Origin of the sequence: Arthrobacter sp. NicSoilB8, from assembly GCF_019977355.1 — a bacterium.
Taxonomy (GTDB): domain Bacteria; phylum Actinomycetota; class Actinomycetes; order Actinomycetales; family Micrococcaceae; genus Arthrobacter.
On the sequence record NZ_AP024655.1, the window covers coordinates 2,230,805 to 2,251,683 of the forward strand.

The 20,879-nt window shown below is 66.1% G+C and carries 20 protein-coding genes; 8 read left to right on the forward strand and 12 right to left on the reverse strand.

The genetic code is table 11. The features are described from left to right. Nucleotides 1-55: 55 nt before the first annotated feature. Nucleotides 56-1,519 carry a protein adenylyltransferase SelO gene (locus tag LDO15_RS10000; RefSeq protein ID WP_223986569.1) on the forward strand — a complete coding sequence of 488 codons (1,464 nt, stop codon included), beginning with the start codon at nt 56-58 and terminating at the stop codon, nt 1,517-1,519. A gap of 91 nt (nt 1,520-1,610) precedes the next feature. Here the strand turns inward: LDO15_RS10000 and ligD are convergent, their stop codons facing one another. From ligD to LDO15_RS10030, 6 genes are all read right to left on the reverse strand, one after another. After that, entirely contained in the window at nt 1,611-2,834 is a 1,224-nt protein-coding gene (gene ligD / locus LDO15_RS10005; RefSeq protein ID WP_223986572.1) for a non-homologous end-joining DNA ligase, read from the reverse strand. Nucleotides 2,835-3,029: 195 nt separating this feature from the next. Beyond that, nucleotides 3,030-3,431, reverse strand: a complete 402-nt coding sequence (locus LDO15_RS10010) for a cupin domain-containing protein (protein ID WP_223986574.1) — start codon at nt 3,429-3,431, stop codon at nt 3,030-3,032. 8 nt (nt 3,432-3,439) lie between these two features. Beyond that, a complete protein-coding gene (locus LDO15_RS10015) occupies nt 3,440-3,772 on the reverse strand; it encodes a carboxymuconolactone decarboxylase family protein (protein ID WP_223986577.1) in 333 nt (110 codons plus the stop codon). A gap of 267 nt (nt 3,773-4,039) precedes the next feature. Then, the gene (locus LDO15_RS10020) at nt 4,040-5,050 is read right to left on the reverse strand and encodes an aldo/keto reductase (protein WP_223986579.1); all 1,011 of its coding nucleotides are present in this window, start codon (nt 5,048-5,050) and stop codon (nt 4,040-4,042) included. A 185-nt stretch (nt 5,051-5,235) separates the two neighbouring features. Further along, nucleotides 5,236-6,267, reverse strand: coding sequence for a zinc-dependent alcohol dehydrogenase family protein (locus tag LDO15_RS10025; protein ID WP_223986581.1), 1,032 nt, complete (start codon nt 6,265-6,267; stop codon nt 5,236-5,238). Between the two features lie 111 nt (nt 6,268-6,378). Then, a complete protein-coding gene (locus LDO15_RS10030) occupies nt 6,379-7,830 on the reverse strand; it encodes an MFS transporter (protein WP_223986583.1) in 1,452 nt (483 codons plus the stop codon). Nucleotides 7,831-7,932: 102 nt separating this feature from the next. Here LDO15_RS10030 and LDO15_RS10035 point away from each other — a divergent pair, with 102 nt between their 5' ends. From LDO15_RS10035 to LDO15_RS10050, 4 genes are all read left to right on the forward strand, one after another. Beyond that, on the forward strand, nt 7,933-8,817 hold the full coding sequence (locus LDO15_RS10035) for a helix-turn-helix transcriptional regulator (protein ID WP_223986588.1): 885 nt from the start codon (nt 7,933-7,935) through the stop codon (nt 8,815-8,817). Continuing rightward, nucleotides 8,814-8,957 carry a hypothetical protein gene (locus LDO15_RS10040; protein ID WP_223986591.1) on the forward strand — a complete coding sequence of 48 codons (144 nt, stop codon included), beginning with the start codon at nt 8,814-8,816 and terminating at the stop codon, nt 8,955-8,957. Before LDO15_RS10035 ends, LDO15_RS10040 begins: the two co-directional genes overlap by 4 nt. Before the next feature lie 95 nt (nt 8,958-9,052). Then, complete coding sequence (locus LDO15_RS10045; protein ID WP_263428358.1) at nt 9,053-9,412, forward strand: hypothetical protein; 360 nt, start codon at nt 9,053-9,055, stop codon at nt 9,410-9,412. A 239-nt stretch (nt 9,413-9,651) separates the two neighbouring features. Continuing rightward, nucleotides 9,652-10,074 carry a hypothetical protein gene (locus LDO15_RS10050; RefSeq protein WP_263428359.1) on the forward strand — a complete coding sequence of 141 codons (423 nt, stop codon included), beginning with the start codon at nt 9,652-9,654 and terminating at the stop codon, nt 10,072-10,074. Nucleotides 10,075-10,155: 81 nt separating this feature from the next. On the opposite strand, the gene LDO15_RS10055 is transcribed toward LDO15_RS10050, so the two are convergent. Both LDO15_RS10055 and LDO15_RS10060 read right to left on the reverse strand, forming a co-directional pair. Further along, complete coding sequence (locus LDO15_RS10055; protein WP_223986593.1) at nt 10,156-11,193, reverse strand: LacI family DNA-binding transcriptional regulator; 1,038 nt, start codon at nt 11,191-11,193, stop codon at nt 10,156-10,158. A 202-nt stretch (nt 11,194-11,395) separates the two neighbouring features. Further along, nucleotides 11,396-12,844, reverse strand: coding sequence for a sugar porter family MFS transporter (locus tag LDO15_RS10060; protein ID WP_223986595.1), 1,449 nt, complete (start codon nt 12,842-12,844; stop codon nt 11,396-11,398). 351 nt (nt 12,845-13,195) lie between these two features. On the opposite strand from LDO15_RS10060, the gene LDO15_RS10065 reads away from it, so the two are divergent. Then, nucleotides 13,196-14,224: a Gfo/Idh/MocA family oxidoreductase gene (locus tag LDO15_RS10065; protein WP_223986597.1), complete on the forward strand. Its 1,029-nt coding sequence runs from the start codon at nt 13,196-13,198 to the stop codon at nt 14,222-14,224. A gap of 101 nt (nt 14,225-14,325) precedes the next feature. On the opposite strand, the gene LDO15_RS10070 is transcribed toward LDO15_RS10065, so the two are convergent. After that, entirely contained in the window at nt 14,326-15,570 is a 1,245-nt protein-coding gene (locus LDO15_RS10070; RefSeq protein ID WP_223986599.1) for a cytochrome P450, read from the reverse strand. Continuing rightward, on the reverse strand, nt 15,567-17,255 hold the full coding sequence (locus LDO15_RS10075) for an FAD-dependent oxidoreductase (RefSeq protein WP_223986601.1): 1,689 nt from the start codon (nt 17,253-17,255) through the stop codon (nt 15,567-15,569). Before LDO15_RS10075 ends, LDO15_RS10070 begins: the two co-directional genes overlap by 4 nt. 416 nt (nt 17,256-17,671) lie before the next feature. On the opposite strand from LDO15_RS10075, the gene LDO15_RS10080 reads away from it, so the two are divergent. Together LDO15_RS10080 and LDO15_RS10085 are read left to right on the forward strand one after the other, a co-directional pair. After that, nucleotides 17,672-17,947, forward strand: coding sequence for a hypothetical protein (locus tag LDO15_RS10080; protein WP_223986603.1), 276 nt, complete (start codon nt 17,672-17,674; stop codon nt 17,945-17,947). Nucleotides 17,948-18,182: 235 nt separating this feature from the next. After that, nucleotides 18,183-19,619 carry an MFS transporter gene (locus tag LDO15_RS10085; RefSeq protein ID WP_223986606.1) on the forward strand — a complete coding sequence of 479 codons (1,437 nt, stop codon included), beginning with the start codon at nt 18,183-18,185 and terminating at the stop codon, nt 19,617-19,619. Between the two features lie 45 nt (nt 19,620-19,664). On the opposite strand, the gene LDO15_RS10090 is transcribed toward LDO15_RS10085, so the two are convergent. Together LDO15_RS10090 and LDO15_RS10095 are read right to left on the reverse strand one after the other, a co-directional pair. Beyond that, nucleotides 19,665-19,898, reverse strand: coding sequence for a hypothetical protein (locus LDO15_RS10090; protein ID WP_223986609.1), 234 nt, complete (start codon nt 19,896-19,898; stop codon nt 19,665-19,667). A gap of 188 nt (nt 19,899-20,086) precedes the next feature. After that, nucleotides 20,087-20,650: a dihydrofolate reductase family protein gene (locus LDO15_RS10095; RefSeq protein ID WP_223986612.1), complete on the reverse strand. Its 564-nt coding sequence runs from the start codon at nt 20,648-20,650 to the stop codon at nt 20,087-20,089. Nucleotides 20,651-20,879: the final 229 nt, after the last annotated feature.

A 20,879-nucleotide genomic window follows, 5' to 3' on the forward strand; every position in this document is an offset into this window, starting at 1 on the left:
GCGGGGAAATCCGACCACGCGACGTTGCTGACGGTGTCGCCCGTATCCTTGATAGATGAGTGACATTGCGCAGTCAACCGTCACCTTTGATGGCCGTTTCGCCCGGGAGTTCAAGGAGATGGCGATTCCTTGGCGCGCGGAGGAGGCGCCCGACCCGCACCTTCTGGTGCTCAACGAGCGCCTCGCCACTGAGCTTGGTCTCGATCCGGCCTTTCTCCGGAGCCCTGAGGGTCTGCTTCTGCTGACCGGCAACTCCATCCCTGCGGAGGCCAGCCCGGTGGCGCAGGCCTACGCCGGCCACCAGTTTGGCTGGTACGCACCACGTCTCGGCGACGGGCGCGCGCTCCTGCTCGGCGAGATCGGGCACGCCGACGGGCAGCTCCGCGACATCCACCTCAAGGGATCAGGACGCACGCCGTTTGCGCGGAACAGCGACGGCCGGGCAGTCGTCGGTCCCATGCTGCGCGAATACATCGTGAGCGAGTCGATGCACGCGCTTCACATCCCCACCACAGGATCCCTCGCCGTCGTCGCGACGGGGCGTTCGGTGCAGCGGGAGACACTCCTGCCCGGCGCCGTTCTCACCCGGGTTGCGAGCAGCCACCTGCGTGTGGGCAGCTTCCAGTACGCCCGGTCCACGGGGGACATCGGTCTCCTTCGCCGCCTCGCCGACTACGCAATAACCCGTCACCACCGGGCCGCCGGGGAGGCAGGGAACCGTTACCTCGCACTATTGCAAGCGGTCATATCGGCCCAGGCTTCACTGGTGGCCCAATGGATGCTCGTAGGGTTCGTACACGGGGTCATGAACACGGACAACATGACGATCTCGGGGGAAACCCTCGACTACGGGCCGTGTGCCTTCATGGAGGGCTTTGACCCCGCCGCAGTCTACAGCTCGATCGACGAGACCGGACGCTACGCCTACCGCAATCAGCCGGTGGTGGCGGAATGGAACCTTGCCCGGCTCGCGGAGTCTCTCCTGCCTCTGCTCCACGATGACCAGGAGCAGGCGGTGGACCTCGCGGTGGAAGCACTCAGCGAGTTCCGCCGGCAGTACAGCGAAGCCTGGTCGGCAGGCATGAAGGCCAAGCTGGGGTTCCGTGAAGGGCTCGACGACGAAGTGACCTCGCCTCTTGTGGACGAACTTGTGGCACTGATTCAGGAGTCACGGGCGGACTGGACATCGTTTTTCCGGCACCTCGGCAAGGCCGCGCGCGGCCACGCTGGACCTGCGCGGGACCAGGTTCTGCACCCGGCAGGGTTCGATGCCTGGGTAAGGCGCTGGCGCGCCGAGGCCCCGGATGCTGACGCCATGGACCGGGTCAACCCCGTCTACATCCCGCGGAACCACCTGGTAGAAGAGACCCTGACTGCCGCAACCGGCGGGAATACCGGTCCGCTGGAAGGGTTGATGGACGCATTAGCCTCACCCTTCGACGAACGGACCGGTCTCGAGCATTACGCCGCTGCCGCCCCGGAAAGTTTCGGCCCTTACCGGACCTTCTGCGGAACCTGAGCGCCCGGAATGAAACTGAAGGATTGTCCTGAGCTATGGCCAAGCTCGTCGAGGCAGGCGGGGCCTTCGGTCTCGTGACCCAAGCCCCCGGTCACTCTTTGCCCGCCCAGGGGTCGTAGTCAGCGATGAGCCCCTCCTGGCCCGGACGCTCATTTTCGGGGACGTGCTGCAGGTTCACCCGCACCCGATACCAGAGCGAACTCGACCCGCGCATTCCGTCAACGAGGATGTCGGCGGGATGCAGGGCGGGGACGAGGTCCGCATGCAGCGTCTTCCACTCGTCGAGCGCCGCAAGCGCCTCGGGCCTGGTCTTGGTACGGGCCACCTCGATCAGCGGCATCACCGACTGCCGGCGGCCCACGCCGTCGCCGCCGCGCGGCGGCTTTTCGGCGGGACCGAGGTCGGCAGCCAAGCTGATAAGTCCGTCGAGTGTCCCTGCAGCATTGTCGATGCCGGCGTGGGGGTCGCCCATCACTGCGAAACGCTCAATCACCGTCGGCACCGTGAATTGTTCCGGCCGGGTGGAGGCAACCTCATCCCAAGTGAGCGGAGTCGAGACTCGGGCGTCGGGCAGGGGCCGGATCGAGTATGCCGATGCCACGGTGCGGTCCTTGGCGTTCTGATTGAAGTCGACGAACACACTCTCGCCGCGCTCCTCCTTCCACCACCGCGCCGTGGCGAGGCCCGGGGCCCGCTTCCCGACCTCGCGGGCGAGGGTCTCGGCGGCGAGCCGCACGTCCCGGTAGGCCCACCGGGGCGCGATGCGCACCAGGATGTGGAGACCCCGCGAACCGCTCGTCTTCGGCCACCCCACCAGTCCCACGTCGTCGAGCACGTCACGCGCGACATAGGCGACGTCAACAATCTGCGACCAGTCGACCCCCGGCATCGGGTCGAGGTCGACCCGGAGTTCGTCGGGATGCTCGAGGTCCTCGGCGCGCACGGGGTGCGGGTTGAGGTCCAGGCATCCAAGATTCACGACCCACGCCAGGCCCGCGGCATCCCGGATGACGGCCTCTTCGGCGGATGTCCCCGACGCGTAGTGCAGCGTCACTGTGTCGATGAAGTCGGGGTGGTTTTCAGGCACGCGCTTCTGAAAGAACGGCTCAGCGCCGATCCCCTTCGGGAAACGCTTGAGCACCATGGGTCGTCCGCCGGCGCCCCTCAGTGCACCGTCCGCGACGGCGAGGTAGTAACGAACCACGTCGAGCTTGGTCAGCCCGGGCTCGGGGAACACCACCTTGTCCGGATTCGAGATGCGAACCGCGTTACCGGCAATGTTGAGGATCTCGGCGGGGGTCTTCGACGAGTTCATTCCGCCACGCTAGCAATGATCGGATGTACCAGCCAGAGCATCTGTGCGGCAGACGAGCCTGCGGTGAAAAGTGCCCGACCCGCGGCTGGGCGGCGCAGTTGTGTCATCCCGACGCCGTTTCTCGCCGCGGGACTCATAGACCGGCGCCGAGGGGAAACGCCGTGACAATTTGGGCCTGTAAACGTCACCCGCTGGTTAGCGGCCGTTGTACTCGTCGTCTGTGATGTGCCCGTTCCAAGTGGTGGTCTTGGACGGGTCTTCACCGTTTTGCAGCATGGCAATGTGTTCCATGAAACAGCCGGGGGCGGCGGCGTGCCAGTGCTCCTCGCCGGGTGGGGTATAGATCGTCTGGCCGGGGTGGACTTCGATGATCTTCCCGTCCCGGGTGCCGAAGCGGCCTACACCCTGGGTGACGCGCAGGTACTGGCCGTGCTGGTGGGAGTGCCAGGCGGTACGTGCTCCGGGCGCGAAGCGGACGGTCGCGACGACCATCGTCTGGTCGCTCTCGTGGGGAAGAGCGATTGGATCCAGCCACACGTCGCCGGCGAACTGGGCTGGCGGGTTTTTGGTTGTCGGCACAGTGGGTTCGATATTCATGATTTTCCTTAGGTGTTCTCTGTGAAAAGCTGCTTGGCGATGCCCATCGCGGACATGCCCTTCGGCCAGCCGGCGTAGAGCGTGACATGGGTGATGGCTTCGATGAGCTCGTCCCGGGTCACGCCGTTTTCGATGGCGCGGCCCAGATGGAAGCCCAACTGCTCGGTGTTTCCGCCGGTGGTGAGAACGGCGACGGTGATGAGGCTGCGGTCCCGTGCGGAGAGTTCGGGCCGGTTCCAGACGTCCTCGAAGAGCATGTCGTCGGTGAGCTCGGCAAGCTTCGGTGCGAAGTCGCCGAACATTTTTCGGCCGCCTCCGAGCTGCCTGGGTTGGTCAGTCATGATGATCCTTCTTCCGGTTTGAACTGCTTAGTGGCCGGTTGTTCCTACGACTGTCGGCCGATGATTTCGACGCCGGCGAGGCGGAAGCCCAGGAGTACTTCCCGCTTCCGCGCGAGTACGGCTTGGCGGAGCCTGATGTCTTCAGGTGGGTAAGGGTGAATTCCTCGGTCAGGATGCTGTCCAGCACTGCCACGTCCCCGGCGACCATCGCCTCGCAGAGGGCATCATGAAGCGCTCTCACCGCGGCGGCGGTCACATCTGTCGCCGTCATCGTGCCCCGGGCGTCAGTTCGTGGGTACCGTAACTGTTGTCGTCCGGGTTGACGGTCACGCCTGGTGCGACGAGCTCGTCGATGCGGTCCAATACGTCGATTGAAAGAGTGATGTCGGCCGCCGGCAGATACGACTCCAATTGATCCATGGTGCGCGGTCCTACGATCGCCGCCGTGACACCGGGGTGGTTGATCACAAACGCGATCGCCAGCTCGATGAGGGTCAGTCCGGTTTGTTCGGCCAGCCGGGCAAGTTCTTCGACGATATCGAGTTTTCGCTGGTTGGCCGGGCTGCTCATATCGAAGCGGGCGCTCGGACGCGCGGACGAGGTGGGTGCGGACGCTGAGTCTTGGCGCCAGCGCCCGGAGAGCCACCCGCCACTGAGCGGGCTGTACGTGAGTGTGCCCATGCCGTGGCGTTGCACCGTCGGGAGGATGTCTTCCTCGATGCCGCGGACCAGGATCGAGTAGGGCGGCTGCTCGGTGACGAACCGCTCCAGGTTGCGTTCCCGGGATGCCCACTGGGCTTCCACGATCTGGGATCCGGAGTACGACGAGGAGCCGATGTAACGGACCTTCCCGTGGCGGACAAGGTCGCTGAGGGCGCTGAGGGTCTCCTCGACGTCGGTATTGGGGCTGGGCCGGTGGACCTGGTAGAGATCGATGTAATCGGTGTTCAGGCGGCGCAGGGAGTCTTCGACCTCACGGATGATCCAGCGCCGGGATCCACCGCGCCGGTTGGGGTCCTCGCTCATGGGCATGAAGAACTTCGTGGCGAGGAACACGTCATCGCGCCGGCCCTCCAGTGCCTGTCCGACGATTTCTTCGGATGCCCCGCCGGAGTAGACGTCGGCGGTGTCGATGAAGTTGATGCCCGCGTCGATGGCGTGGTGGATGATGCGGATGGAATCGGGGGTGTCCTTGTTGCCCCAGGGGCCGAACATCATCGCGCCCAGGCACAACGGACTGACCTGCACCCCGGTGCGGCCGAGGGGCCGGTATTCCATGGTGGTTCCTTCTCTCTGTCGTGGGCTTTTCCGGTCTTAGACTTCGGGGATGACCAGGGCGAAGCGGCCCTTGCGGGCCTCGTCGGGGTCCGGTTCGTTGCGCATTCCAGTGGCGGTCGCGTCGATGGCGGCGAGTTCGTCGGCACTGAGTTCGACGTTGAAGCCGCCGAAGTCTGATTCGGTCGTTACGGGCGGACGAGTACTTTGAGCGCTTCGCGGTCGGCCATGGCCTGATAGCCGGCAGGAACGTCGTCCATGCCGACGATGCGGTCGAAGACCCTGCCCGGTTCGATGCTTCCATCGAGCACGAGAGGCAGCAGTTCCTCGATGTACGCGCGAGCGGGTGCGACGCCTCCGGTGAGGGTGATGTTGCGCATGAACTCGGGGAATCCGAGCGGCACTTCGGAGAACTGCGGCGCGCCGACACGGCTGATGACGCCTCCGTCACGGACCACCCCGATCGCCATCTCGATCGCCGGCTTGAGACCGACAGCTTCGAGGACGGCGTGGGTTCCGTCGCCGTTCGTGAGTTCCTTGACCCTGGCGATGCCCTCCTCGCCGCGTTCGGCGACGACGTCGGTGGCACCGAATTCGCGTCCCAGACCGGTACGCGCCTCGTGGCGGCCCATGAGGATGATGCGCGAGGCGCCCATGAGCTTTGCCGAGAGAACGGCGGAGAGGCCGACTGCGCCGTCGCCGATCACGGTGACGCTCTGGCCGGGTTTGATGCCGGCCTTCTTGGCCGCGTGGTATCCGGTCGACATGACATCGGAGAGGCTCAACAGCGACGGGATCAGCTTCTCATCGAAGCCGGCAGGGACCACGACAAGGGTGCCCGAGGCCTGTGGCACGCGGGCGAATTCTCCCTGGCCGCCGTCGTCGTGGCCGCCCCAGTGTGCGCCGTGGCGGCAGGAGGTCTGCAGGCCTTCCTGGCAGAAGTCGCACGTGCCGTCGGAGGCGACAAATGGTGCGATGACAAAGTCGCCGATCGCCAGGCCGGTCACCTCGGAGCCGAGTTCTTCGACGATGCCGACGAATTCGTGGCCCATGCGGGAGCCTTCGGCGGACTCCGGCTTGGAGGCATACGGCCACAGGTCGCTGCCGCAGATGCAGCCGGCGACGATGCGCACGATGGCGTCTGTGGGCTCCTGGATGGTGGGGTTGGGGACGGTTTCGACGCGCACGTCTCCGGCGCCGTACATCAGTGTTGCTCGCATGGTGGGATTCCTTACTAAGTTATCGGACAATTTCCAGTCAACACCGGGCAAGCACCTCTTGGGAGTCACGGCTGATCAGGGTATCGACAGAACCCCCTTGGGGTTACTGGTTCAGCGGGTGGTCTCGGCCAGGGCCACGGGCCGCACTGCGGGAAACCTCCTGGTGCGGCGCTCGGCCAATTCTGCGGGCAGGATGAGGGCCGCAGCGACTGCCAGGGCCATGAGCAGGAGGACACTGCCTGCAGTGAGCGCAACGCTGACCTGCTCGGCCAGGTGCGCTACGGCAGAACCCGTGGTCGGGACGGTCGCTGCGGCAGCCACCGCGATGCCGAGTCCCAGGCAGGTGCCCACCTGGTGGAAGGTGTTCACCAGGCCCGATGCCGCGCCGGCGTCAGCCGCGGGGGCGCCGATGATGCCGAACGAGGTCAGCGGCGCAAAAGCGAGGCCCTGGCCGGCCCCGATGAGGATCATGGGCAGAGCCACCCCGGTCAGGTATGCGGAGTCCACGCCGACCCGGCTCAGCCAGAACATCCCGGCAAGAGTGACCAGGATGCCTGCCACGAGCGGAACCGAGCCCGGCATCCGTGCTGCCAGCCGCGGCATGCTCATCGCGACGGCGAAATTGACCGCCGTCATGGGGAGGAATCCGATGCCGGCCTGCAGCGGGTCAAAGCCCAGCACTTCCTGCAGGAACTGGGTGGTGAAGAAGAAGAACCCGATCATCGCGCCCAGGTACAGGAAGCGGGCGACGTAGGCGCCGGTGCGGCGGCGGCTCGCGAACAGCCGCAGCGGCATGATCGGCTGGGCCGCCCCGCGCTCGATCAGCACGAACGCGACCAGGAGCACGACGCCGGCACTGACGGCCGTGATGGTAACCAGTGAGGTCCAGCCGGCGTCGACGGTGTTGATGATGCCGAACACAAGCGCGCCGACACCCAGTGTGGCGCTGAGCGCACCGAAAAGGTCGAAGCGTCCGCTGGCCCGGCCTGTCTCCGGGATGAACCGCGGCGCGAGTGCGATCATCGCGGCGCCAATGGGGACGTTGACGAAGAACCCGGCCCGCCAGGAGATCCAGTGCGCCAGCGCCCCGCCGATGACCAGGCCAAGGCTGGCGCCAATCCCCGCGGTGGCCCCGTACAAAGCGACGGCCCGGGTGCGCCCAGGGCCCTCCGGAAAGCTTGCCGTGAGCAGGGACAGCGAGGCGGGCGCTACGATCGCCGCTCCGATACCCTGGACCGCGCGGCCGGCGATTGCCCACCAGCCCGCCGGGGCCAGTCCGATCAGCAGGGACGCGATCGAGAACACCACCAGCCCGAACACGAACACCCGGCGGCGGCCGAGCAGGTCGCCTGCCCGGGCGCCGAGGAGGAGCAGGCCGCCGAAGACCAGCGTGTAGGCATCCTGGACCCAGGAGAGCTCACCGGTGCTCAGCTGCAGGTCTGCCTGCAGGCTCGGCAGGGCGGTGAAGATGACCGAGTTGTCCAGCAGGATCATGAAGTAGCTGACGAGGATGATCGCCAGGATCGCTGCCGGGCGGGGAGCGGTTGTGGGTGCAGGTTTCATGCTTTCAAGGCAACCCTGGTTTCCTGCGGGTCGGGAGTCACTGTCGTTCCGGGTAACGCCAGTGCCTCCCTCGTTCCATCGGCCGCGCGTAGCGTGGATGCCATGACACACAGCGACGACGTGCGGAAGTTCCTGACCTCCCGCCGCGCAAGGATCACGCCGGAGGATGCCGGTCTGCCGGTCTATGGCGGAAACCGGCGGGTTTCCGGGCTGCGCCGCGAGGAAGTCGCCATGCTCGCCGGGATGAGCATTGATTACTACATACGCCTTGAGCGGGGAAACCTCTCCGGCGCCTCGGACAGTGTCCTTGAAGCCCTCGGGCGTGCGCTGAAGCTCGACGACGCCGAAACGGCGCACCTGTTTGACCTTGCCCGCGCCGCGACGGCCTCCCCCCGGGTCCGGCGCAAGCGAAGCCCGCTAACGGTCCGGCCGAGCGTGCAGCGCGTCATCGATGCGATCACGACGGCGCCGGCCTGGGTCCGCAACGATCGAGGGGATGTCCTCGCCGCCAACGAACTGGGCCGGGCCCTGTACCTGGACATGATGGCAGAGGAGGGGCTAACTCCGCCGAACAGCGCACGATTTACCTTCCTGAACCCGAAAGCGCGGGAGTTCTTCGCCGACTGGGAGCGCGCAGCGGACGACATTGTCGCGGTCCTGCGCTCCACCGCCGGGAAGAACCCCTACGACAAGGACCTCACGGACCTGATCGGTGAGCTGTCCACCCGGAGTGAAGAGTTCCGCACCCGGTGGGCCAGACACGACGTGAAATACCACCGCGCCGGCCGCAAACGGCTCCACCACCCGATCGTCGGGGACCTGGACCTAAGCTTTGAAGCGCTGGAACTCCCCGCCGACCCGGGACTGCGCATCAACGTCTACACGGCAGATCCCGGGACACCCTCCGAGGACGCGCTGAAAGTCCTTGCCAGCTGGGCCGCCACCCAGCGTGCAACGTCAAGGGCCGCGGTCAAGGAGAATAAATGAGCCACCGTCCCTCCACTGTCCTGGTGGTCGGCGCCACCGGCAGCATCGGACGCTACGCCGTGGCCGAGGCGCTGCGGCAGGGCTACGCGGTCCGGGCCTCAAAGCCTTGGACGGCCGCCGGACACATATCGCGCTCATGACTGCCATTGGCACCACCCGGCCAGGCGTCGCTTAAGCCCAGTGGAAGCTGCGCAGTGAGCGGCTCGTCCGCGCCAGCGGTAACCCGTACACGATCGTGCGCCCCGGCTGGTTTGCCTACACTCAACCCGACCAGCGGTCGATCGTCACGCTCCAGGGCGACAGGCGACAGTCCGGATCACCCGCCGACGGCGCCATCGCCTGGGACCAGATCGCGCGCGTCCTCATTGAGAGTCTTCACACTGATGCCGCGGACCACCAGACTCTCGAACTCGTCGCCGAGCACGGACCCGACCAAGACGACCTCACCACCGACTTCACCTCCCTGGCACCGGACTCAGCCGGATCCCTCGATGCAGCCGAGGACGTGGTCGACCTCCCCATGGAGAGTGAGCCCAAGATGTTCCGTGACGACCTGGCCACAATTACAGCAGGAAGCCTCAAAGCCGGGGACTGAATCTGGGCTCCTTCTCCGCATGACAGCCAGGCGCCGCTATGAACGCGGCCTGGGTGATTCCAAAAGGCGTGGTGGAAAACGAGACAGATAGCTCTGCTATTCACAGTCTTGAGCTGCGATCAGATGAATCTGTGTGTTGCACGCGGCCGATATCGTTTGGGGAACTCCAGCTGCCGCGTTAGCTGTCTCTTGGCCCCTACGGCTGGGCCCAGGTCCTCAACTTCGTGCAGACAGGAACCTTGCTGCTGACGTTCGTCCGTGGCCTCGCCGCATTTCTCAACGATGGCGCGGCTGCCAAATCCGGGCGGGTGCTTGCGCAGGGCACCGGAGTCAGCCTAATTGCCTCCAGGCCGTTCGTCGCCGACCCGTCGGCGATCTTCGCCCAGGCCACTCCGCACGGCATCTTCGGCGCCATCGTCTTCACGTCCGCGCCGCTCAGCTCGTTTTCTACCGGCGCTTCCGCAGCGATCCGGACTGGCGCCCACTGGCAGGGTGGGCACTATTCAGTGGTGTCTGCTCAGGATCAGCCAGCAGGCCGGGAGCGGTCTGTGCTGATGGAAAGGTCTCGGGCAACGGGTCATTCTGGTCACGTTCATGGCCTGCCTGGCAAGGGGATGCGGCATCACAGGAATTCCTGCCCAAGGGCTGGGGTTGGAGAGTGAGAGACCTGTTCTGTTCTGTTCGGATCCGGATCCGGGTGCGGCGAGGGTGGCTGCGCCGTTTTCTCCCGTCGGGCGGCCGCGTCAGGTTTGCATGACGCGGGCGGTGCTGTTGCGAACGATGAGGCGCGGGGCCAGCACGCTGGTACGTGGCGGCAGGGAGGGATCGGCGATGCGGGCGAGGAGAAACTCCGCGGCGCGGACGCCTACTTCCCGGCTGACGGGGTCCACGCTGGTAAGGGAGACGTGCCGGATTCCGGCGAGATAGGTGTTGTCGTAACCGACGAGTGAGAGTTGCGCAGGGACGCTGACGCCGTGGCCGTCGGCGGCCGAAAGGGCACCGACGGCGAGGATATCGTTGGCGGCGAAGACCGCTGTGGGCGTCCGTCCGCCGTCGATCAGGCTGCTCATGGCCGCATATCCGGAGTGTTCGCTCATGTCCGTGGGCATCACCCGGATGTACTCCTGGAGGCCGTGCCGGGTCATCGTTTCCCGGTAGGCGTCCGCCCGCGCCCTGGCGGATCCGGTGGGAGCGGTGAGGAAGGCAATGTCGTTGTGGCCTAGGCCAATCAGATGCTCGACGGCCAGGCGGGCGCCGGCGTCGTCGTCGTTGGTCACCCGGTCCGCCGCCGGGAGATCGAAGGCGCGGGTACCGACGACCACGGCTGGCGTGTGCAGTGTGGCGCGTGTGAGGTCTTCATCGGCGTTGAAGTCTCCGGCGATGATGAGGCCATCGACGCGCAGTTCCATGAAGGCTGACACCGGGCTTTCCCCCGGGTGGGCCAGATAGCGGGGGTCGCCGAGGACCATCCGGAGGTTCTGCTCCCGGAAGATGCTCTGCATCCCGTCGAGAAGCTCCACGAACCAGGGATTGGCGAGGTCATCGAGCAGCACTCCGACTGTTCGCGTGCGTCCGCTGGCAAGAGTGCGGGCCGCGTTGCTTGGGCGGTAATCGAGTGCGGCTATGGCCTTGGCAACGGCTTCTCTTTTTTGTTCACTCACCTTTGGTGAGCCCCGCAGCACCAGGGAAACGAGTGCACGCGATACACCGGCTTCGCGCGCCACGTCCTCAATGGTGGCGCGCTTGGCCGCACCGTGCTGCTTCAGTTCACTCCCCGACAAAATGGCCTCCTGCCGGCAAGCGTATCGCGGGACGGACAGGGGCTCCGGCTCCTTCACCTTGGACCAGGGAACCGGCGCCGCCGCGGTTACCAGGACCGCCGGTGGAACCGGTGCCGCCGCGGTGACGAGGACCGCGGCGGCCGCCTGCCAGCCGGACTGCGTTGGTAAACCGCCGGCGTGGATCTCTGCGCCGTTCAGCAACTTACAGGGCCGCGGCCCTCTCGCCAGCCGCCGCCGGGGGCACGATGACGGGTATCGCTCCGGTGCGGAAGTGCACCTCCAACTCTTCCAGGGACTGGCCCTTTGTCTCCGGGACAAATTTCGCCACGAAGATCAGGGACACGATGTTGACCAGCACGAACACGGTGAACGTGCCGGTTGAACCCAGGGCAACCACCAGGATCGGGAACAGGAAGGAGATTGCCGCGTTCACGGTCCAGAGGGCGAACACCGCAATGCCCATCGCGAAGCCGCGGATGGCCATCGGGAAGATTTCGGAAAGCAGCAGCCACACACAGGTTCCAATGAAGCACTGCACGAAGGCCACGAATAGCATCATCGCAGCCAGGATGGTGTAGCTGACGACGTCCGACTGGGGGAGCGTGAAGACGACGGCGAGGAGTGCCTGCGAACCCACGACCCCGGAGAAGCCAATGACCAGCATGCGGCGGCGTCCGACGAAGCCCAGCAGCCAGATGCCCAGGACGGTCATCAGCACCGACGTCACACCGACGGCGATGGTCGCCACGAGGGAAGCGCTCACGCCGAGACCGCTGCGCTCGAGGATCGTGGGGGCGTAGTAGTTCACGGTGTTGATGCCCGTTGCCTGCTGGGCAGCGGCGAGCCCGATGCCGACCCAGAGGAGGCGGCGCATCCAGGGGTTGTTCTTCAGATCGCGCCAGGCACTGGAGCGCTCATTGCGGGCTATATTCGCAGACTCGACGATTTCCTTGTACTCGAAGTCGGCCTCTTCCGGGCTGCGGCTGAGATCGAGGATGCGGCGGCTCTCGTCAAACCTGTCACGGATAGCGAACCAGCGCGGCGACTCGGGCAGGACGTACATGCCGATCAGGAGCGCGATGGCGGGGATGGAGGCAACGCCAAGCATGATGCGCCAGACCTCCGAGTCGTGGATGACGGCGTCGAGGAGGGCGTTGATGGCAAAAGCGAGCATCTGTCCGGTAACGATCATCAGTTCGTTGATCGTGACCATGCGTCCGCGCAGGTGCGCCGGCGCCATTTCCGCGAGGTAGAGGGGGCACGTCACGGCGGCAGCGCCGACGCCCAGGCCGAGGATGACGCGGGCCACGACCATGAATCCCACAGTCGGCGCGATGGCGCAGCCGATTGCGCCGAAGAGGAAGAGGAGCGCACAGACGAGCAGCGTGCCGCGCCGTCCGAGCTTGTCGGCGAGCCGGCCTCCGCTCAGCGCGCCGACCGCGGCGCCGGGAAACAGCAGCGCGCTGACGACCGTGGCCTCTTCGACGGGGCTCATGTTCAGGGAGTCCTGCATGTAGAGCAGCGCACCGGAGATGACGCCGGTGTCATAGCCGAACAGGAGGCCGCCGAGCGTGGAGATGACGGTAAGACGGGCGAGATATCCGCGATGTTTGGAGCCCGATGCGGGCGAGCTTGCTGTGTGCAACGACATTGTTGACTTCCTCGATTCGGCCGACCTGAAGGGCGGACTTTGAATTCGGAGCGTTCCGGGAGTGTGCTGGATCACGTGCCTTCAACGTTAGAGCGCTCTAACGCCGCCGTCAAGACTTTGTACTGACATTCAATCAAAGTGCCCGGCGTCGGGCTGAATGACGGTCGCCTCCAGTCCGGCGCGGGGCGGCGGCGCAGCGCCGTGAAGCCGGCGTGCCGTGCGGAAAGGGGTCGGCGCGCAGTCCCGAGGGCTTCTCCCGATAGGGATAGTTTGTTATTATGTCCGGACAAAATATCGAAAAAAGGCTGTAACTCTCATGCGAATTGACGTCAATGCCACGGCGGCCAGCTCATGACCGCGATTCGTTCGCTCCCAGCGTCCAGGGTGCCGGACTCCCGCGACGCACCTCCGCTCCGGTGGGGGATCATGGGGCCGGGCTGGATTGCGGAACGCTTCACGGAGTCCGTCCAAGCGCACACCTCGCAGGTGATTGCCGCGATCGGATCCCGGTCGCTGGACCGTTCCGAAGCGTTTGCCGGTCGCCACGGCATCCCTGCAGCCTTCGGCAGCTATGAGGAGCTGGCGGCCGCCGACGTCGACATCATCTACGTCGCCACCCCGCACAACTTCCACTACAAGGCTGCCCTCATGGCGCTGGACGCCGGCAAGCACGTCCTCATCGAGAAGCCGATCGGCATCAGCCGCGAACAGGCGGCCGGCATCGCCAGCCGGGCAGCCGGGGCGGGTCTGTTCGCCGCCGAGGCCATGTGGACATTCTTCCTGCCCAAGTTCGACGTCATCCGTCAAGTGCTCGACGCTGGAATGCTCGGGGACGTCACGACCGTCTTCGCCGAATACGGTGAGCACTTTGACCGCAGCCACCGGATCTTCGACCCGGCCCTGGCAGGCGGCCCGCTGCTGGACCTGGGGACCTATCCGCTCGCGCTGATCACCTCCATCCTCGGCGAACCGGACCGCCTCCTGGCGCTCGGTGAACCGCACGAATCCGGAGTCAACGCCCAGCTTTCGGCGGTGATGTCCTTTGCTGGCGGGCGCCAGGCGATGATGAACACCCAATTGCACAATTTCACGCCAACCTCGGCCACCATCGTGGGCACGGAGGCTTCATTGACCATTGACGGGCCTTTCAACATGCCCGGCTGCTTCACTATCCGTTTCCCGGACGGCACCCTGCTGGCCTATGAAGAGCCGGCCGGCACGCATTTTGACGGCCTGCATTACGAGGCTGCCGCCGTCGCCCGCGCCATTGCGGCAGGGGAGCTGGAAGTCCCGCAGCGCCCGCTCGCCGAATCCATCCGGACCATGGCCGTCGCCGACGCCATCAGGAACCAGCTGGGAATCGGGTTCCCCGGCGAATAAACGACGGATTCCCTGACCCCGTCGGCCAGCCCAACTCCGATACGCCGGGCAGGCTCCCGTTCCACGCCGCCGCGCACGCCGACAGCATGCTTCGCTGTTGCCTACTGATGAGGGGCGACGCCGTCGATGTCGATCAGGAGATGTGCGGGGCCGCGAAGGAACGGGCTCGGCCGGTACGGGGGCGGGTCGGAGACCAGCCGCGGGTTCTCCAGTCTGGTGGCGAACGCGGTGAGGGCGATCTGGGCTTCGAGCCGGGCCAGGGGTGCGCCGAAGCAGAGGTGGATGCCGCCGCCAAAGCCGAGGTGTTGGTTGTTGCGCCGGTCCGGGATGAAGAGGTCGGGGTCGGTGACGTGGGCGGGGTCGCGGTTCCCCGAGGCCAGGAGCAGAGTGAGGGAGGCGCCAGCGGGGATGGTGGTGCCGGCGATGTCGATGTCGTCGAGTGCTGTGCGGAAAGGGACGAAATGTACTGGCGGCTCGTAGCGTAGCAATTCCTCGACCATCGGGATGGCGAGGTCGGGGTCGTTGCGTAGCCGCTGGAGTTCGGCCGGGTGGCGGAGCAACGTCAGTGCGCCGTTGGAGATGAGGTTCACGGTGGTTTCATGTCCGGCGATGAGCAGAAGAAGCCCGGTGCTCACCAGTTGTTCGTCCGGCATTCGGCCTTCCGGACCGTCATCGGTGACCATCGCCGAGAGCAGGTCCGGGCCCGGCGACCGCCGGTGGGCTTCAACCAGTTCCTCCATGAAGGCGCGCAGTTCCCTGCCGGCCTCGGCCCTCTTCTTCTGCTGTGTTTCGGGATCGAGCCCGGGATCCGTGGATTGCAGGGCTACCTCCACCCAGACCCGGAAACGCTGTTCGTCGCCCGGAGGCACCCCCAGCAGCTCGCAGATCACCGTGACGGGCAGCGGATACGCCAGATCATCGACGACGTCGATCCGCGGGTGGGCCGCCATGGTGTCGACCAAGTCCGTGACAATTTCCGCCATCCTCGCCTCCATCCCTGCGACCCTGCCCGGCGTCGCAGGCGGTCCGAAGTGGCGCATGGTGATCCGTCGAAACTTGTCGTGATCAGGCGGGTCCATGCTGAGGAAAGTCGGAGACATACCCGGGCCGTCCCCGTCGTCGCCGACGGCAGCGGCGCCCGCAGCAGCAGCAGCCGGGTTGCGGCTGATGTCGGAACTGACCCTCGGGTCGTGCAGCAGGGCGGCGATCTCCGCGTAGGTGCTTACGAGGTAGCTTCCGTCCGGAAGCCGTGTCACGGGGGTCCTGCGGAGCTCGTCGTAAAACGGGTAGGGGTTAGCCCGGTTGGAGAAGTCAAGGATCTGCTCCCAGATGCTGGCCTCTGTCATGGTGAAGCCTCCTTCAATCGGGGGGTGGATTCCGCGGGTCTCCGCGACGGCGTTTCACCGGCTGCGGTGTTGGTCAGCCTGGCGCGGCGTTCATTGGGATCGTGGCCGGTCACAACGACAGTCGCGTCCTGGGTAGGGCTCACAGCGGGCTTGAAGCCGGCCGGCTCGGGCCGGGCCTGGACTGACTCATCGACGTGGCGGAATGCCGGCGGAAAGGGTGCGGCCTGCTCGATCAGGGGTTCGTAGAAGTCGAGCCACTTATTCTGGTTGAAGGCCACCGCCGCCACGATGCGGCCCTTGTAGCCATAGACGGCCAGGAATCGCTTGGTGTCCACCGATCCTTGGACGATGGCCACCTCATCGGCGACCGACGGTACTCCGACGCTCTTTATTTCCGTGCCGAATTGGACTGACCAGAATTTCGGCACTTCCAAGTGGGGCCACCGTTCGGTCTCGCCGCTGACCATGTTGTGTGCCGCGACCTCGGCCTGGGAGATGGCGTTTCCCCAGTGCTCGACGGCGAGGTATTGATAGCCGTACATCGGCTGCGGGGCGCGGGCTATGTCGCCGGCGACAAACACATCATCCGTGACCAGCCCGTTGGCGTCGAACGCGCGGCAGCCGGCATCGCACGCTACACCCCAGACGCCGCACGCGAGACCGGAATCTGCAAGCCATTCGACATTGCGGACGGAGCCCAGCGCGGCGACCGCCACATCCACCTGGAGCGTTGTCCCGTCGGAGAGGACGGCCCGGCACAGCTGTCCGGTGGCGTCACCCTCAAGGGACAGCACGCGGACCCCGCACCGCAGGTCCACGCCATTGTCTGTCTGCAGCTCCCCGGCGACTGCGCCGATCACCCCGCCAAGAGCAGCGACGAGCGGAGCCGGCCCAGCTTCTGCCACCGTGACCGGCAGGTCCAGTTCGCGGCAGACGGACGCGACCTCGCACCCGATGAACCCGGCGCCGATGACGAGTACCCGACGCGGACGCCTCGCGAGGTGCTGCCGCAGGGTTGCGGCGTCCTCCCGGGTGCGCAATGTCATCACACCTGCAAGGGCCGCTTCCCCAGGGTTAGGCCAGGGGCGGGCCCGCAGGCCGGTGGTGATCAACAGTTTGTCGAATCCAATCCGGCTGCCGTCGGCGAGGTGGAGCTGCTTCGCAGCCAGATCCAGCCCGGTCGCCGCCATGCCCAGCCGCCAAGTGGCGCGGATGTCCCGGCGGCGTGGCAGTGAGGTGTCTTCCAGGGGCGCCGACCCGGACAGGACCTGCTTGGACAGCGGAGGACGGTCGTAGGGCTCGTGCGGTTCCTGGCCGACCAGGGTCAGCGATCCGGTGAAACCTTCCTCGCGCAACCGCTCCGCCGCGCGCAGCCCCGCCATCGATGCCCCCACGATGACGATCCGTCCAGTTCTCCTAAAAGTGCCCCCGCTGTCTTCGACCGGAGCAGCCGTCGCCGGTCGTGTGGCCGGATGCGGCCACCCGTCCTGCCCGTCCGGTTCTTCAAGCCGGATGGCCTGAACCGGACACGCCGCGGCGGCCCGCCGAACCCTCTGCAGATGCGCCCCGTCAGGGTGCGGATCGTAGGTCAGTGCCTCGTCCCCCTGAATCGTGAACACGTCCGGGGCGAGAAAGGCACACTGGGCATAGCCCTGGCATTTGGTGAGATCGACGAGGATCCTCATGCCGCTTCTCTCCCTCTAGCGGGCTTGCGCCGGCCGTCAGCCAGCCGGCCGGCGCCTCTTCCGAACCAGCCGGGGCGGCCCGGGTCCGTCAGAACTTCCGTTCCCCCAACCGGGGCAACGGAACGGGGCCTGCACTCGATTCGACGTGATGAGTGTAGGCCCCGTGCACGCGCGGCGGAAGAGGCCTGCGACCGGACAATGCGGGGCCGGGACCGCGGCCGGATCCGGTCGCGAACGTGCCGACGTCCAGGAATCACGGCACCGGTCCCTGGCGGCGCTGCAGTCCGCTGATCCGTGATTCCATCTGCTTCGCCGTGATTCCGGACTCTTTGGCTTCTTCGGAGGAATAACGGGGGCCGCGCCGGTCTTGTTCTAACTGGGGCGTCGACGACCGGCTGCCTCGTGAAAGGACCTCCTTGCCCACTTCCTTTATCCCGTTCACCATGCGCGCCACCGTCCGCGAAGACCACAAGCGCTCCTTCCGGACGGACATCGAACGTCTTACCGGCGGCCATCGCGGATGGGCGCCGCTGGACGTCGTCAAGTCCACCGATACCCAGGCGCTACTGCGCGGAGCGATCGCGCAGAGCGTTCACACCGCCACCGACGCGAGCCTTGCCCAGTACCTCCAGGACCGCTTCGTCGCCGACAACGACATCCATCTGGATCTCACCGTCTGCATCGGGCGCTAACAGGCGCCCACGCAGGCCCCGGACCATGCTGGTCCGGGGCTCTTTCCAGACATGACCTGCGGGGATTTCTTAAGGAATCTTCCTCTGCTGGCGGTGATGGGCGCCTGAACCTTCCTCGGACGATTGTCTGAGGGTGCATGCGGGACTAATTCGGTGAACGACGCGGTTATGCAGTCGGAGCCGGAACCGGTTCCGCGCGCAACGCCCGTTGGGGCGCCGAGGGGAATGAGCTCACGTGACCACAACGCCTGCCGAGGGAGTCGGCTTCCGGTCCCAACGCGGACCGGTGCTCATTGCCCTGATGCTCTCGACGGGTCTGGTGGCGATCGACGCGACGGTTGTGGCGACAGCGGTGCCTTCAATCGTCCATGACATCGGCGGGTTCACGTCGTTCCCGTGGCTATTCTCGGCCTACCTGCTGGCCCAGGCTGTTTCAGTACCGGTCTATGCGAAGCTTTCGGACATCATTGGCCGCAAGCCCATCATGCTCATCGGGATCGGCCTCTTCCTGTTCGGCTCCGTCCTCTGCGGAGTCGCCTGGAGCATGCCGGTCCTCATTGCGTTCCGCGTGGTGCAGGGCCTGGGCGCCGGAGCGGTCCAGCCCATGGCGATCACGATCGCCGGCGATATCTACACCCTGGCGGAGCGGGCAAAAGTGCAGGGCTACCTGGCGAGCGTGTGGGCAGTCTCCTCCGTCGTCGGCCCGACACTCGGCGGAGTGTTTGCCACACTCGGGATCTGGCGTGGCATCTTCCTCATAAATATCCCGCTGTGCCTGGTGGCAGGCTGGATGCTGCTCCGGTCGTTCCACGAGAATATCGAGCGCGTCAAGCACCGGGTCGACTATCTGGGGGCGGGGCTGCTCACGGTCTCGCTCACCCTGCTCATTCTGGGCGCCCTCGAGGGCGGCCAGGCCTGGGCCTGGAACTCCGCCATCAGCAGCGCAGTGTTCGCCGGCGGCGCCGTCCTGTTCGTCGCGTTCATCCTCGTCGAGCGGCGGGCGGCGGAGCCGGTCCTGCCGCCGTGGGTTGTGTCCCGGCGGCTGCTGGCGACGACGGCGATGATCGCCTTCGGCGTGGGAGCCGTCATGCTTGGCCTCACCTCTTACGTTCCCACGTTCCTCGAAGGAGCCCTGTCGACCTCCCCGATCCTGGCCGGGCTCGCCCTGGCGGCGCTGACCATCGGCTGGCCGATCAGCGCGTCCCAATCGGGCCGCCTGTACCTTCGGATCGGGTTCCGGAACACCGCCCTGATCGGCGTCACAGTCACCGTCATCGGCACGGCAGCACTTGCCCTGACGGCCTCCTCGCCCAGCATTGGGTTGGTGGCGGCCAGTTGTTTCATCGTCGGACTCGGTCTCGGGCTCGTTGCGACCCCGACCCTCATCGCCGCCCAGTCGAGTGTCGAATGGAATGAGCGTGGCGTCGTCACCGGCACCAACCTTTTCGCGCGATCGATCGGCAGCTCCATCGGCGTCGCCGTTTTCGGGGCGATCGCGAACGCCGTCTACGCCGGCACCCCGCACGGCGACACGGACCCCCACACCATCGTTGCTGCCTCCGCCGCCGTGTTCCTGGCCGTCATGATCTGTGCCGTACTTACTGTCGTCGCCGTCATCGCGATGCCGGCCACAAAACCCGTCAAACAGGCCCAGGCCGCCGCGCGGCGGTGACCCGGAAGCGGGTGCCTGGGGACCTGCTTGGGGTCGGTCCGGCCGTCAGCCAATCCGCTCCGCGTGCATGACGATGGTGCCCTCCTGGCCGCGGACGTAGCAGAACCGGCCGGTATCCTGGAACTTTCCGACCCCACCGAAGAGCTCCGTGCCTCGGGCCAGCAGCCCGTCTGCTGCGGCGTCGATGTCATCGACAGAAATCGCGACACGGCGGATACCAAGGGTGTTCGGCGCCGCGTTCCGGCCGCCGCCCAAGGCCAGCGGGTAGTGGCATTTCATTAGCTCGAGCCGACCGTGGCCGTCCGGCCGGAGCCTCCAACATCGCGCTACCCACCCGGGCATCCTCAAGGACCACCACCCAGCCGCCCCCAGCGGTCGGGGCGCAGGCATATCCGGACCATCTGCCGCCCGTCGACGTGGGGCCGCTGGTGGCGGAGTACCTACCCGGCCGCGCGGAGGAATCGTGCTCAGCGTCGCGTCTCGTACCTGGTCAGGACCACGCCGCCGGGAAACGTCCGCGTCTCCACCAGATTCAGATTCACCCAACTGTCCAGCGCAGTGAAGAACGGCGTGCCGCCGCCCACCAGGACCGGATGGGTGGCTAGCGCGTATTCGTCGATCAGCCCGGCCCGCATGGCCGCCCCGGCGAGCGTTGCGCCGCCGACGCTCATCGGTCCGCCGTCCCCGGCCTTGAGCCGGGTGATCTCGGCGATCGCGTCGCCGGTGACCAGGCGGGTGTTCCAGTCGACCTTGTCGATCGTCGAGGAGAACACCACCTTTGGCGTGTCCCGCCAGTTCCGCGCGAATTCGATCTCCGCCGGGGTGGCGTTGGGCTGCTGGTCGCCGGTCGGCCAGTAGGAACTCATGGTCTCCCAGAGCTTGCGCCCGTAAAGGGACAGGCTGCTAGCCCGCTCCTGGTCGTGCCACCACTGGAACAGTTCGTCGCTCGGCGCGCTCCAGCCGATGTCGTCGCCGGCCGCAGCGATGTAGCCGTCCAAGGTCAGATTCATGCCGTAGATCAGTTTCCGCACGGCGCCAGCCCTTCCGTCTCGTGGTGGTCGAGGGCGGCATTGAACTCTGCCGTCCCGCAGATGATCGGCAGCATCCTGTCGCTCATGGAACCACCGTAACTGCCCATGATCTGGATGCCATAGCCTTCGGTCCGCGTTTCAACTGAGCTGCCCGGTGAAGGATCGGCTTACGGACAGACAACCGAAGTGCAGGCGACTTCTGAAAATGCCACGCATCCCGGCAGCATGA